This is a genomic window from Ruegeria sp. CDSA236, assembly GCF_059611285.1.
The window spans coordinates 1-12,106 of record NZ_JBXWPG010000006.1; the positions used below are offsets into that span (position 1 = coordinate 1).

A 12,106-nucleotide genomic window follows, 5' to 3' on the forward strand; every position below is an offset into this window, starting at 1 on the left:
TGGTAGCCCGTAGGGGAATCGAACCCCTCTTTCCAGGTTGAAAACCTGGCGTCCTAACCGATAGACGAACGGGCCACGCTAGCTTGTGGGGGGCCTTTTACGGTTTCACTCTGACCCCCGCAAGCCGAAAAACGCAGGGTTGTGAAAGTTTTTTGGCGGTGGCGAATGCGGCCTTAGATCGCCTCGGCGGCATCTTCCAATCTGAGTTGTACGGTTTGCCGTCCACCCCATGTGTTTACCTCAAGTCGTCCGGCGAAATGAAAGCGCGCGCCGCCGTGATTGGTCAGCCGTTCCCCCATTGGTCCGTCAAAGGCGCCAAACGCAATGGCATCCAACCCGGCACCCACCCCGTCCGATAGCGACAGCTTCAGATGGGAGTCGCCGACCCGCTTGGCAAAGCGCACCTGTAAGTCCGGAAAGGCATACCGCGGAGCCGGAGCACTGGCGCCGAAAGGCCCTGCTTTTTCAATCTGTTCAATCAGATCGACAGTGGCCGCGCCGGGCATAAGTGTGCCTTCCAGTTTCAGGTCAGCAGGGCCGGTTTGACCTGCCCCTTGTTTTGCCAGCAATTCGCTGAGCCGTTCCATCGCCGGTTCCAGCTGATCACGCATGACCGTCAGGCCAGCCGCCATCTTGTGGCCGCCGCCCTTGACCAGCAGACCTTCCGCCGCCAGCCGCTGAATCGAGGCACCCAGATCGACACCGGTCACTGATCGGCCCGATCCTTTGCCCTCATCCCCGTCCAGACCGATGACGATGGCCGGGCGGTTGGCGGTTTCTTTGAGGCGCGACGCGACGATGCCGACAACGCCCGGATGCCAGCCTTCCCCGGCCGCCCAGACCAAGGGCGCATCAAGGCCCCGTTCTTCGGCCTGTTCCATGGCGGCTGCCCGAACCGCATTTTCAATATCGCGCCGCTCGGTGTTCAACTCGTCCAGCCGTTGGGACAGAGCCTCTGCTTCATGGGTTGAATCGGTGCTGAGCAGCCGGGCACCCAGATCGGCCTGGCCGATCCGGCCCCCTGCGTTGACGCGCGGGCCCAGCATGAACCCCAGATGATAGCTGTTGGGCGCGGAATCCATCCGCGCCACATCCGACAGCGCCACCAACCCCGGTCTTTGTCGTTGCGCCATGACCTTCAGCCCCTGACGCACAAGCGCGCGGTTTGCACCGATCAACGGGGCCACATCCGCCACCGTGGCCAGCGCCACAAGGTCTAGCATTGCAATCAGGTCAGGCCCTTTTGCACCCGCTTCGCGCAGTTGCCGTCCGGCCTCGACCAGCATCAGGAACACGACGGCGGCGGCACAAAAATAGCCAAGATCGCCGCTTTCGTCCTGTCTGTTCGGGTTCACCACGGCCACGCAATCGGGCAAAGTTTCGCCACCAAGGTGGTGGTCCAGGACGATGACATCGGCCCCCTTTGCGGCGGCGATGGGTTCATGGCTGAGGGTTCCGCAATCGACGCAGATAATCAGATCATGCGCGGCGGCCAGTTCCTGCATCGCCGGGACGTTGGGGCCATAGCCCTCATCAATCCGGTCAGGCACATAGAGCGTCGCCTGCAGGCCCATCTGACGCAACCACGTGAGTAGCAGAGCAGCCGAACTGCCTCCGTCGACGTCATAATCGGCAAAGATCGCAATGCGCTGCTTTAGACGGACCGCAGTCAGAAAACGGGTTGCAGCGGTTTCCATGTCTTTCATCGCGCGCGGATCGGGCAACAGCTCTTTCAGTTTGGGTTCTAGAAATCCCGGAGCTTCCATTGCCGGAACACCGCGCCGGGCCAGAACCTGACAGACGGCCCGGGGCAATCCGGCTTGTTGTACCAGCACCTCGGTCGCGCGCTCTACATCCGCCGAGGGGCCGACCCAGCGACGTGCTGACAGTGAATGTTCAACCCCAAGAAAGCTCATGTCCTGCCCCTGATGTGCCAAGGCCGGACCCTCGCGGACCCGGCCTTATCATTTCTATGGATAGCCCTGCACGATGGTCAGGCGCAAGAACTTAGCCGTCGCTATGCGACCACGTCGGCGTGCGGTAGGACATGCGTCGAACCGACCCGGTTTTCGACCGCATCAACAGGGTGGTGGTTTCAACCCAACCCGGCTCGCGCTTGATGCGCGGCAGCAAAGAGCCGCCGGTGACGCCGGTTGCGGCAAAGATCACATCGGCGGTTACCATCTCATCGCGCGAATAGATGCGGTCCAGATCGGTGATGCCCGCTTTGGCGGCGCGGCCGCGTTCGTCATCATTGCGGAACAGCAGGCGGCCAAAGATCTGCCCGCCCATGCATTTCAGCGCTGCAGCGGCCAGAACACCTTCGGGGGCGCCGCCTTGGCCCATATACATGTCGATCCCGGTGACTTCGCTTTCGGCGCAGTGCATGACGCCAGCAACATCACCATCGGTGATCAGGCGGATAGATGCACCGGTTTCGCGAACTTCGGCAATCATTGCCTCATGCCGAGGGCGTTCCAGGATGCAGACGGTAATGTCGGCAGGCTCGCAATCCTTGGCCTTGGCCAGCGCTTCCACACGTTCGCGCGGGCTCATGTCCAGGCTGACAACGCCTTCAGGGAAACCCGGGCCAACGGCCAGTTTGTCCATATAAACGTCCGGTGCATGCAGCATTGATCCGCGCGGGCCCATTGCTATCACAGTTAACGCGTTGGGCATGTCCTTGGCGGTCAGCGTGGTGCCTTCCAGCGGGTCCAACGCGATGTCGACGCCGGGACCATTGCCGGACCCGACCTCTTCGCCAATGTACAGCATCGGCGCTTCGTCGCGCTCGCCTTCACCGATCACGACAACACCGGCGATATCCAGCAGGTTCAACTGTTCGCGCATGGCATTCACAGCAGCCTGGTCAGCGGCCTTTTCATCGCCCCGTCCAACCAGCGACGCCGAAGCAAGCGCAGCCTGTTCCGCAACCCGCGCCAGGCCCAGAGACAACAGGCGGTCATTGAAATCGATCTTGGCAGCACTCATTTTCACTATCCTCAGGTCAGTATCGGCGTCTTGTCCGGCATAGCCTGCGTATCGTGCAGGCCGCAAGTGTCAAACCTCTTCAATCCGCAAAGCAACCGGTGTGCCCGAAACAACATCGGTCTCGTGCAGGCCCAGCAAGGCGACATCCAGCGTGGCACGGGTGGTTTTGTGGGTAACTATCAGAACCGGCGCGGTGCTTTCCGCATGGGCGTATTGGCGCATGCGATCAATCGAGACCCCGGCATCGCCCAGAATGGCCGCAACTTTGGCCAAGGCGCCGGGTTTGTCCAGCAGACCCAGACGCAAATAATAGGGGGCAGGGCGACCAGTCAGCGCTGGCACTGCGTCCTGCAACGAACTGGCAGGGCGGCCGAAGGTCGGAATCTGAAGCCCACGTGCCAGATCGCAGACATCGCCCATCACCGCGCTGGCCGTTGGCCCTTCGCCAGCTCCGGGGCCACGCAGAACAACCTGCTCGACCGCGTCGCCTTCGATCACCACCATATTGGTGCCGCCTTCAAGCTGGCCCAGGGGCGAGTCACTGGGCACCAGACACGGCTGCATCCGCTGTTCAAGCCCCCGTGCCGTGCGCTGAGCCACGCCCAACAGTTTGATCCGGTATCCCATGTCATGGGCCTGGTCGATGTCATCCAGACTGATCTGCTGAATGCCTTCGATCTCGATCCCGTCGAAATTCGGTTTGGTGCCGAATGCGATTGAGGCAAGCAGCGCCAGTTTATGGGCGGCGTCTATCCCGCCCACATCCAGATTTGGATCGGCTTCAAGGTAACCCAGCTGCGCGCATTCGTCGAACAGGGCGTTATATCCCTGCCGCTGCGATTGCATCCGGGTCAGGATATAGTTGCAGGTGCCGTTCATCACTCCCATGACGCGGGTGATTTCGTTGCCCGCAAGTCCTTCGGTCAGGGATTTGATCACTGGAATGCCGCCAGCCACGGCCGCTTCGAAGCGGATCACACGGCCCGCGGCTTCGGCCATTTCAGCCAGTTCCTGACCGTGAATGGCCAACAGGGCCTTGTTGGCGGTGACGACATCCTTACCACTGGCTAGCGCCGCTTCGACCGAGGCTTTGGCAGGTCCGTTTTCCCCGCCCATCAGTTCAACAAAAACATCAATATCGTCGCGCTGCGCCAAAGCGACAGGGTCAGTTTCCCAGGCATAATCCGACAGGTTCACACCGCGATCCTTGCCAGCGTCACGCGCGGAAACCGCTGTGATCTGGATGGGACGACCCGTTCGTGCCTGCAGCAGGTCGGCATGGCGGCGCACGATCCTGACGACACCCACACCAACAGTTCCCAAGCCCGCAATTCCAAGCCGCAGCGCCTGTGTCATCCTGTGGGTTCCTTTCCGCTCGATAATCCTAATCTGGGGTGTTTCCCCGTTCCCGCTGCCTTAGCGGGTTCGGCGCCGAGGCGCAATCCGCGTCACCCATGCCCGGCGACAGAAAACCTGAGGGTTAATTGGTCTGAGCGTTTTGCAATGCCGTTGCCTTTTTCTTCAACGCCTTGCTGCGGTCGGTCAGCTCACTTTCGACCTCTGCCGCTTCGTACAGCGGGTCAACAGGCACAGCGAAAACATCTGCCAGTGGGGTTAACTTGGGGTAGGGGGCCGATTGCACATTTGGCCCTTCGCGGTCTTTCAGCTCGGGAAAATTGGTGCATCCCAGGCAGAGCAAAACTAGGGGCAGAAGAAGAAGGGGCTTCATGATGAAACCTTATTGTGGCAACTGGCATCCGTGATGCACTTTTTGTCCGGTCGTTTCAAGCGGGCTTCTATCTGAACATCCGTTCAGATATGGTGGATACATGGCACGTACACAAGGCTCACACTCGGACATTACCGGCCCGCGTATCCGGCAGGCAGCGCTTCGGCTTTTCGCGCGCCATGGGTATGCTGCTGTTTCCATGCGGAAAATTGCGGGCGAGGTTGGGGTGCAGGCCGGGGCATTGTACAATTACACCCCGGATAAGCAGAGCCTTCTGTTCCGTTTGATGCGCGACCATATGCAGGATTTGTTGTCCGCCTATGGCGAGCAAAAGCAAACTGGCGATCCGCAGGATGCTTTGCGTCGGTTTGTCGGATTTCACATCCGGTTCCACCTGCAGCGCCCTGACGAGGTATTCATCGCCTATATGGAACTTCGGAACCTCACGCCCGAAAACTTCGCCGAAATAGAGGATCTGCGCCGCAAGTATGAAGACGGGCTTGAGGCCATTTTGCGCGAAGGTCAGCGGGCGGGTATCTTTGCGGTCGCGGATACGAAGATTGCGACATTGGCGGTCATCGCCATGCTGAACGGCGTCATGACGTGGTATCGCGCCGGTGGGCGGCTTTCGCTGGACGAGGTTGAAGCCGTCTATTGGGACATGGTCCGAAAGGCGATGACTGCTTAAGGGGCAGTCAATGTGCCGGCCGAATAAACGTCCCGTTGCGCAATTCGCGAAAAGCCTGTTCCAGCTCGGTCCGGGTGTTCATGACGATGGGGCCGTGCCACGCGACCGGCTCATTGATCGGTGCGCCGGAAATCAGCAGGAACCGGACACCTTCCGGACCTGCCTGAACGGTCACTTCGTCACCACTCCCAAAGCGAACCAGTGTTCGGTCTCCCGACATGTCACGAATGTTCACCTCTTGGCCGCCAACTTCTTTTTCCAAAAGGACCCCCGCAGGCCGCGAGGAATCAGCAAAGGCGCCCGCGCCTTCGAATACATATGCAAATGCGCGACGGTAGGTGTCTATGGGGAAGGTCTTCTTCACACCTGCCTGAATTTGGATGTCCAGATACTGAGGGTCGGCGGCGATGCCGTCGACTGGGCCTGTCTTGCCCCAAAACGTCCCCACGATCACGCGGACAACGGTTCCGTCATCGTCCATGATTTCAGGGATCTCTTTGCGCGGCACGTCCTGATATCGCGGTGTTGTCATCTTTTGGGCCGCGGGTAGATTGCCCCACAGCTGAAACCCGTGCATTTGGCCGGTTCGGCTTCCCTTGGGCATTTCCTGATGCAGGATTCCGGACCCTGCCGTCATCCACTGCACATCACCCGCGCCAAGTGTTCCGTTATTGCCAAGTGAATCCGAATGCTCAACCGAGCCGGACAGGACATAGGTGATTGTCTCGATCCCGCGATGCGGATGCCATGGAAATCCAGCCTGATAGTCCTGCGGGCGTTCATTGCGAAAGTCGTCGAACAGCAAAAAAGGATCCAGTTCTGACGGGTCCTGAAAGCCGAAAGCGCGGTGCAGTTTAACGCCTGCCCCCTCCATCGTCGGTATGGCCTTTCGGGTTTCCAAAGTCGGTCTGAGGGACATTGCTGCGCTCCTGTTGCTATGGGGAAGATGTACCGCACCGCCATGGCGGGTCAATTTGCGCTGAAACACGCAACCTGTGCGAAATTCAGCAGGTGCGTTCGCCTCTGTTGTTTGGCTGGGAAAGTGGCTAAACCCAACTGCAAAGTGGGAGAGCAGCAAATGCAACAAGAAGTTCTGGCCGTGGTCAAAGCCTCATCACCCAGGCGGTGGATGGGTGTCGGAATGTTGTCGACCGTGGGCTTTCTGGTTGTTTTCGTCGCGCTTGCCGCGCCGCCGGAGCCATCCTGGCAGGCATTCCTGTTTGTGGTAGGCGCGGCGTCCTTTTGGCTGGCCTATCGCATGTGGCAGGCAACCTCGGATTGGATCGAGCTGACTGAGACCGAGCTGAGAACCGGGGCAGGGCAGCCGATCGCCGCAATAGAAGACATTGAAACCGTCGAAAGAGGTGCGTTTGCCTTCAAGCCGTCGAATGGCTTTCTGGTAACAACCCGGCAATCAGGTGCAAATAGATGGGCGCCGGGGCTGTGGTGGCGCTTGGGACGCCGCGTTGGCATAGGCGGCATGACATCCGCCGCCGAAACCAAATTCATGTCCGAGATTTTGTCTGCGATGGTGGCAGAACGCGGCTAGGTCAGACCTTCAGCGCCACCTCGTTATTCGAAGGCGGGGTGGAAGGCACTAAGATGCCAACCCACCCTGTCCTAGTTCGTTGCGCTTTCCGCACTCGCACCGGAATCCCCTGTGCCAGGGTCCTCGATTTCACCGATCTCGCCAGACCCGTCGGGATTTTCCTCAATTTCAACAACGCCCGACACATTTGCCGCAACCTCATTGGTAAAGCGTGGGCGTGTAAAGACGAAATTTTCAAAGACATGTTCGCCTTTGAGGAAATCTACCCCATAGATCGAGTCAAAGACCGGAATGTAAGCATTCGCCGTTTCAACAATGATCAGTGTGTCCTGGTTCGGCATAGGCGGCAGGTTATCACGCATGCGGTCGATATTGTCGTCGGTCCAGATGCTGTCGTAACCGCGCGCGGTTGACCATCTGACGTAATGACGATCATCCTGTTCGTCGAACACAACCAGCGACACGCGCAGATTCATCTGTGATCGGTTGTTGACCATCGCCACCAGCAGCGAATGCAATGAGGTGATATAAGTGTCCGTGATCGTGCCGGTCTCGCGAGAGATCAAATCGCCAACGGTATACGCCGCTTTCAGGTTAGATGCGCTTTGGCGGAAGCCGTCGAAATACGTGAAAGCGCCTGTGATCGTCCACACCAGCATCGGAAAGACAAGCAAAGCCTCAACCGTGAGTACCCCACTCTCGTCTTTCGTCTTGGATTTCAGAAGATTCCGGAGCTTTGAAATGAAAAACATAGGCTTACAGAGGCTCCTGTACGAAGGCAGTCGTCGCGGTAAGTTCGATCTGGCCTGATTCATCCGACAAAATACGCCCCATCGCCGATGTAGGGAAAATCGGATCGACCTTTGCGCAGGCCCGAAGGATCATCAACTCGTTCGAAAGGCCATTTTCGAAAGCGCGAACTGGGTTCACTTCTTCAGAATTGTCAGTGCAATCCGGAACAGGCGGAAGGTTCAACCCGACAAACGCGCTTTGTTGCAGCATCTCCAGCTGCAAGTTGGTGGTACAGCGTTTGATCACTACGACGCGATCACAGATCGTATCTTTGATCTGATCATGCGTTGGGTTGGTGCCCGTGCCGAGGCGAATGTCGCGAACTGTCTGGTCCACAGCCCGCTCTAACATCGCCTGCTGCAAGGTGACCACCGAATACTCCATCGCACTCAGGATGAAGAACATGAAAGCCGGGAAGATGATCACAAACTCGACGGTGACCGCCCCATCTTCCCTGCGTTTCAGGCTTCGCAGCTTTGAAACAAGGGCTCCGATCATTGGGTCAACCGCAGTTTTCTGATCGACGACGCGATAGAAGCAAATGCGTCTTCCAGGTCCAAACCGTTCACATTGTATACATGGCTGTCCGAGCTGGCACAGTCCTTGATGGTTTTGTACCCGGCTCTGGGTGCTTCGAAGGCGATGCCATAGACAATGACGCCCTCATCTTTGGCTGCGTCACAAATATGCTTGGTGCGCTGGTTCTTGGCCGAAGTTTCAACTTTGGCATACGCTTTCGAGTACCACTCGGCCCATGCACTTGACTGCCAGTAATAGTTATATCTTGCATTCCAGGCCAAAGACACACGGTTGAAGAGTTCTGGATAGGTCAGGCGAACAGCCGTACCCAATTCTTCGTTGGCTGGTGTCTCTGGATCAGGATTGCCGAACGGATGGTCCGCCCATGTGTTCTGCTGTGGCCAGAAAAAGTTAGGCCGACCCTGCGAATGGTAGACTGTGTATTCGGAGGCCTCAGCATTGTACCAGACATCCGACAAGCCCTCCCGAAGGGACGGGTTCAGCATATACTGGTCCGTGTTCTGACCGTCGGTCATTACGATTACAATTTTCAAGATGTCCGAGTTATAGTCTGACGGGCGGGTCCGGAAGTGATTTGGAACGATGTTGTCGTCAGCCAGGTCGCTCACAATGCCACGAACGCTTGGGTCCAGGAAGGCCACGCCCCATTTCATGCCGACATCTATCGAGGTGTTCCCGGTTGCAGTCAACGCCTTGATCTGTTTGGTCAATGCCTCCAGATTATCGGTAACAGGCGTAATCGCACTGCCATCGCGGACCGGGCAAACCGGTGTTCTGATCGAGCCTTCGGAATAGGTGAAGGGGTCAAAATGCGCGGTGCGTTCCAGCGTGTCATCACGCTCTAGGTCCGCGTCGCTATACTGTTCCGGGATAAAGTTCACACAATGAGAGTAGTTGTGCTCTGCTGTAACGTTGGTGAATTTGCTCAGGATGGGTTCACCCGCGTTGACCTGAGTCGCGTAAGGCACGATCGAGATCGAAATGCCCGTGCGGTTCGGATCATCTGAATCCAGCATCAGCGTGACAAATTCTGTGGCCGCATCCTGCAGAAGCGCAATTTTGCTCTTCCCGCCAGAACTCGAATAGTTGTTCATTGAGCCTGAGATGTCGAGAACCAGCGAGATTTCAACAGCACCAATGCTTTCGACGGCCGTGCTGGCCGCGTTAGCGGTCAAGCTGTTGACGCCAGAGAAATGCATAAAGTGGGTTTTGATGGTCGCCTCGGCGGTGGCTGATACTTTACGTGATCCAAAGCCTTCTTCCACCACGACAGAAGTGATTTTGCCGCCCAGCCCGGCCTTCTCGAAATAGGCATCGACAATTTCGCGTGCGGGCTTTTTCTGATCAAGGTCAGCGGCCGCAAGAACGGCGCGGTCCAATGTTGATTGCAGATTGGCGCGGTCGCGTTCGAAATTCATTAGGTCAACGCCAGCCCCAGTCGAGGCGATGATCACCAGGAAACCCAACAATACAAAGATTGTGAATGTACCGTCTTCGCTTTTTGCGAACCGGCGCGCGCTTAGCGCGGATTTAGTGCCGCTTTTGCTTTCGCGTAGAAACTTGGGCATTTTCATCTTGCAGACCTCGCTGAGCAGACATCCAAAGCTGCTAAGGAAAAGTTAACGTATGGAAATTAACTGCGAAACGTGGCGGGAATTGGGCGAAAAGGGCCCAGTTTTGGCTGGTTTGAGGGAAATTGAGGGATAATTCCCGACTGTCGCGCGGGGCTGTATTCGATGCGTGAACAATTCGGCGGATAATGTCTGGGTTTGGCGACTCAGCCAGAGTTCGAATATTTCCCCGTAACTTGAGATTTTATTTCTGCTTAAACATTGATCGTTTAGCAAAGGGGTGCGACAAAACGTCAGAACGCAAGTCGTTCGCCGGCACGGAGGTTTAAATGACGGCCACAAAAGAACCCAGCTTTCGAGAGAGTGTAGATCTAATGTTCAACAGGGCAGCGTCCCTGATGGATCTGCCTCCGGGCCTTGAAGAAAAGATAAGGGTCTGCAACGCCACCTACACTGTACGCTTCGGCGTCCGGCTGCGCGGTGACATACACACGTTCACTGGATATCGGTCGGTGCATTCCGAACATATGGAGCCGGTGAAAGGCGGCATTCGCTATGCTTTGGCAGTGAACCAGGACGAAGTCGAAGCGCTGGCGGCGCTGATGACCTATAAATGTGCTCTGGTCGAAACGCCGTTTGGCGGATCAAAGGGTGGGTTGTGTATCGACCCACGCCAATACGAAGAGCATGAGCTTGAACAGATCACCCGCCGGTTCGCCTATGAGTTGGCCAAGCGCGACCTGATCAACCCGTCACAGAACGTGCCAGCCCCGGATATGGGGACGGGTGAGCGTGAAATGGCGTGGATGGCGGACCAATACGCCCGGATGAATACAACTGACATCAACGCGCGCGCCTGTGTGACAGGCAAGCCGCTGAATGCTGGCGGTATTGCCGGACGGGTCGAGGCCACGGGCCGCGGCATTCAATATGCGCTGCGCGAGTTTTTCCGCCATCCTGAGGACATTCAAAAGGCAGGGCTGTCGGGCAAGTTGGACGGCAAGCGCATTATTGTTCAGGGCTTGGGGAATGTGGGATACCACGCTGCCAAGTTCCTAAGCGAGGAAGATGGCTCTCGTATCGTGGGCATCATTGAATGGGATGGTGCGCTGTATAATCCCGACGGGATCGACGTCGAGTCGGTTCGCCAATGGATCATCAAGCATGGCGGTGTCAGCGATTATCCCGACGCCACCCATTCCGCCGAGGGCGGGGCCGTGCTGGAAGAAGAGTGCGACATCCTGATCCCGGCGGCGCTGGAAGGTGTGATCAACCTAGATAATGCCGATCGCATCAAGGCCCCGTTGATCATCGAAGCTGCAAACGGCCCGGTAACAGCTGGTGCAGACGAAGTTCTGCGCGATAGGGGCGTCGTGATCATTCCTGATATGTACGCAAATGCTGGCGGTGTGACCGTTTCGTATTTCGAATGGGTTAAGAACCTAAGCCATATCCGGTTTGGCCGCATGCAGCGTCGTCAGGAAGAGTCGCGGCACGAGCTGATCGTCAGTGAACTGGAACGGCTGGACCGCTATCTGGGCGATGCCTGGTCCATGTCTCCGAACTTCAAGGCGAAATACCTGAAAGGTGCGGATGAGCTTGAGCTGGTTCGTTCGGGGCTCGATGACACCATGCGGATTGCTTACCAGTCGATGCGTGAAGTCTGGCACAGTCGCGACGATGTCGAGGATCTGAGGACCGCGGCCTACATCGTGGCCATTGACCGTGTCTCGAAAAGCTACCGCGCTAAGGGGCTTTGACAATACTCTCTGCGGGCGGTTGGCATCTGATCCCTCGCCCGCAGGACCAAGGCGCAACAGGGCTGCGCAAGATGCAATTCGACGATGGCGCGCATCCGCGCCCGGCAGTAGACTTCAGCGACGAGAACGAATCCCGGAGACCACCATGTTGCGTATTGCCGTTGCGGCTATTTTACTGGCCACACCTCTGGCTGCTCAGGAAACAAAAGAACAAAGCTGCCAGCATCAGGCGGATGTCGTGGCGGCGATCCAGCAGGCGCGACTTGACCGCGTGAAAGAGCGCGACGTGCCGCAAGCCGTGGCCGATACAGGTCCGACTTGGCCCGCGAACTATAATGCCGCGATCCCGCTGATCACCCCTTGGGTCTATGAGCAGAAGATGCGCGATGTGCGCAAAAAGGATCTCGGCGCCACGTGGATGGAGCTGTGCCTGCAGCAGTAATCCAAACCTTGCGATTTCTTTGCGGACAAACGCGCGCCTTCCCC

The 12,106-nt window shown here is 57.6% G+C and carries 12 protein-coding genes and 1 tRNA gene; 4 read left to right on the plus strand and 9 right to left on the minus strand.

The features are described from left to right. From AC2FLB_RS11055 to AC2FLB_RS11075, 5 genes are all read right to left on the minus strand, one after another. Positions 1 to 75, minus strand: a tRNA-Glu gene (locus AC2FLB_RS11055). A gap of 98 nt (positions 76 to 173) precedes the next feature. Next, positions 174 to 1,916: a single-stranded-DNA-specific exonuclease RecJ gene (gene recJ / locus AC2FLB_RS11060; RefSeq protein ID WP_142634686.1), complete on the minus strand. Its 1,743-nt coding sequence runs from the start codon at positions 1,914 to 1,916 to the stop codon at positions 174 to 176. A 91-nt stretch (positions 1,917 to 2,007) separates the two neighbouring features. Further along, positions 2,008 to 2,991, minus strand: a complete 984-nt coding sequence (gene glpX, locus AC2FLB_RS11065) for a class II fructose-bisphosphatase (protein WP_271946243.1) — start codon at positions 2,989 to 2,991, stop codon at positions 2,008 to 2,010. A gap of 69 nt (positions 2,992 to 3,060) precedes the next feature. Further along, on the minus strand, positions 3,061 to 4,347 hold the full coding sequence (locus AC2FLB_RS11070) for a homoserine dehydrogenase (protein ID WP_142634682.1): 1,287 nt from the start codon (positions 4,345 to 4,347) through the stop codon (positions 3,061 to 3,063). A 124-nt stretch (positions 4,348 to 4,471) separates the two neighbouring features. Beyond that, on the minus strand, positions 4,472 to 4,720 hold the full coding sequence (locus AC2FLB_RS11075) for a hypothetical protein (protein ID WP_142634680.1): 249 nt from the start codon (positions 4,718 to 4,720) through the stop codon (positions 4,472 to 4,474). A gap of 100 nt (positions 4,721 to 4,820) precedes the next feature. Here AC2FLB_RS11075 and AC2FLB_RS11080 point away from each other — a divergent pair, with 100 nt between their 5' ends. Further along, complete coding sequence (locus AC2FLB_RS11080) at positions 4,821 to 5,408, plus strand: TetR/AcrR family transcriptional regulator (RefSeq protein WP_142634678.1); 588 nt, start codon at positions 4,821 to 4,823, stop codon at positions 5,406 to 5,408. 7 nt (positions 5,409 to 5,415) lie between these two features. Here AC2FLB_RS11080 and AC2FLB_RS11085 read toward each other — a convergent pair whose 3' ends face one another. Next, complete coding sequence (locus AC2FLB_RS11085) at positions 5,416 to 6,327, minus strand: pirin family protein (protein WP_496709261.1); 912 nt, start codon at positions 6,325 to 6,327, stop codon at positions 5,416 to 5,418. Positions 6,328 to 6,486: 159 nt separating this feature from the next. Here AC2FLB_RS11085 and AC2FLB_RS11090 point away from each other — a divergent pair, with 159 nt between their 5' ends. After that, positions 6,487 to 6,957, plus strand: coding sequence for a hypothetical protein (locus AC2FLB_RS11090; RefSeq protein WP_496690803.1), 471 nt, complete (start codon positions 6,487 to 6,489; stop codon positions 6,955 to 6,957). 71 nt (positions 6,958 to 7,028) lie between these two features. On the opposite strand, the gene AC2FLB_RS11095 is transcribed toward AC2FLB_RS11090, so the two are convergent. The 3 genes from AC2FLB_RS11095 to AC2FLB_RS11105 form a co-directional block, all read right to left on the minus strand. Then, entirely contained in the window at positions 7,029 to 7,616 is a 588-nt protein-coding gene (locus AC2FLB_RS11095) for a TadE/TadG family type IV pilus assembly protein (protein WP_496699992.1), read from the minus strand. A 97-nt stretch (positions 7,617 to 7,713) separates the two neighbouring features. Further along, the gene (locus tag AC2FLB_RS11100; RefSeq protein WP_496690802.1) at positions 7,714 to 8,247 is read right to left on the minus strand and encodes a TadE/TadG family type IV pilus assembly protein; all 534 of its coding nucleotides are present in this window, start codon (positions 8,245 to 8,247) and stop codon (positions 7,714 to 7,716) included. Then, the gene (locus AC2FLB_RS11105; protein WP_496709262.1) at positions 8,244 to 9,857 is read right to left on the minus strand and encodes a TadE/TadG family type IV pilus assembly protein; all 1,614 of its coding nucleotides are present in this window, start codon (positions 9,855 to 9,857) and stop codon (positions 8,244 to 8,246) included. The genes AC2FLB_RS11100 and AC2FLB_RS11105 overlap by 4 nt, the downstream gene beginning before the upstream one ends. Before the next feature lie 332 nt (positions 9,858 to 10,189). Between AC2FLB_RS11105 and AC2FLB_RS11110 the strand changes: the two genes are divergently transcribed. Together AC2FLB_RS11110 and AC2FLB_RS11115 are read left to right on the plus strand one after the other, a co-directional pair. Next, a complete protein-coding gene (locus AC2FLB_RS11110; RefSeq protein WP_496709263.1) occupies positions 10,190 to 11,620 on the plus strand; it encodes a Glu/Leu/Phe/Val family dehydrogenase in 1,431 nt (476 codons plus the stop codon). Positions 11,621 to 11,765: 145 nt separating this feature from the next. Beyond that, entirely contained in the window at positions 11,766 to 12,062 is a 297-nt protein-coding gene (locus tag AC2FLB_RS11115) for a hypothetical protein (protein ID WP_142634663.1), read from the plus strand. The last annotated feature ends 44 nt before the right edge of the window (positions 12,063 to 12,106 follow it).

Bases quoted from the DNA above. Each gene is read 5' to 3' on its own strand.
- recJ (WP_142634686.1), bottom strand. From the start codon at position 1,916: ATGAGCTTTCTTGGGGTTGAACATTCACTGTCAGCACGTCGCTGGGTC.
- glpX (WP_271946243.1), bottom strand. From the start codon at position 2,991: ATGAGTGCTGCCAAGATCGATTTCAATGACCGCCTGTTGTCTCTGGGC.
- AC2FLB_RS11070 (WP_142634682.1), bottom strand. From the start codon at position 4,347: ATGACACAGGCGCTGCGGCTTGGAATTGCGGGCTTGGGAACTGTTGGT.
- AC2FLB_RS11075 (WP_142634680.1), bottom strand. From the start codon at position 4,720: ATGAAGCCCCTTCTTCTTCTGCCCCTAGTTTTGCTCTGCCTGGGATGC.
- AC2FLB_RS11080 (WP_142634678.1), top strand. From the start codon at position 4,821: ATGGCACGTACACAAGGCTCACACTCGGACATTACCGGCCCGCGTATC.
- AC2FLB_RS11085 (WP_496709261.1), bottom strand. From the start codon at position 6,327: ATGTCCCTCAGACCGACTTTGGAAACCCGAAAGGCCATACCGACGATG.
- AC2FLB_RS11090 (WP_496690803.1), top strand. From the start codon at position 6,487: ATGCAACAAGAAGTTCTGGCCGTGGTCAAAGCCTCATCACCCAGGCGG.
- AC2FLB_RS11095 (WP_496699992.1), bottom strand. From the start codon at position 7,616: ATGCTGGTGTGGACGATCACAGGCGCTTTCACGTATTTCGACGGCTTC.
- AC2FLB_RS11100 (WP_496690802.1), bottom strand. From the start codon at position 8,247: ATGATCGGAGCCCTTGTTTCAAAGCTGCGAAGCCTGAAACGCAGGGAA.
- AC2FLB_RS11105 (WP_496709262.1), bottom strand. From the start codon at position 9,857: ATGCCCAAGTTTCTACGCGAAAGCAAAAGCGGCACTAAATCCGCGCTA.
- AC2FLB_RS11110 (WP_496709263.1), top strand. From the start codon at position 10,190: ATGACGGCCACAAAAGAACCCAGCTTTCGAGAGAGTGTAGATCTAATG.
- AC2FLB_RS11115 (WP_142634663.1), top strand. From the start codon at position 11,766: ATGTTGCGTATTGCCGTTGCGGCTATTTTACTGGCCACACCTCTGGCT.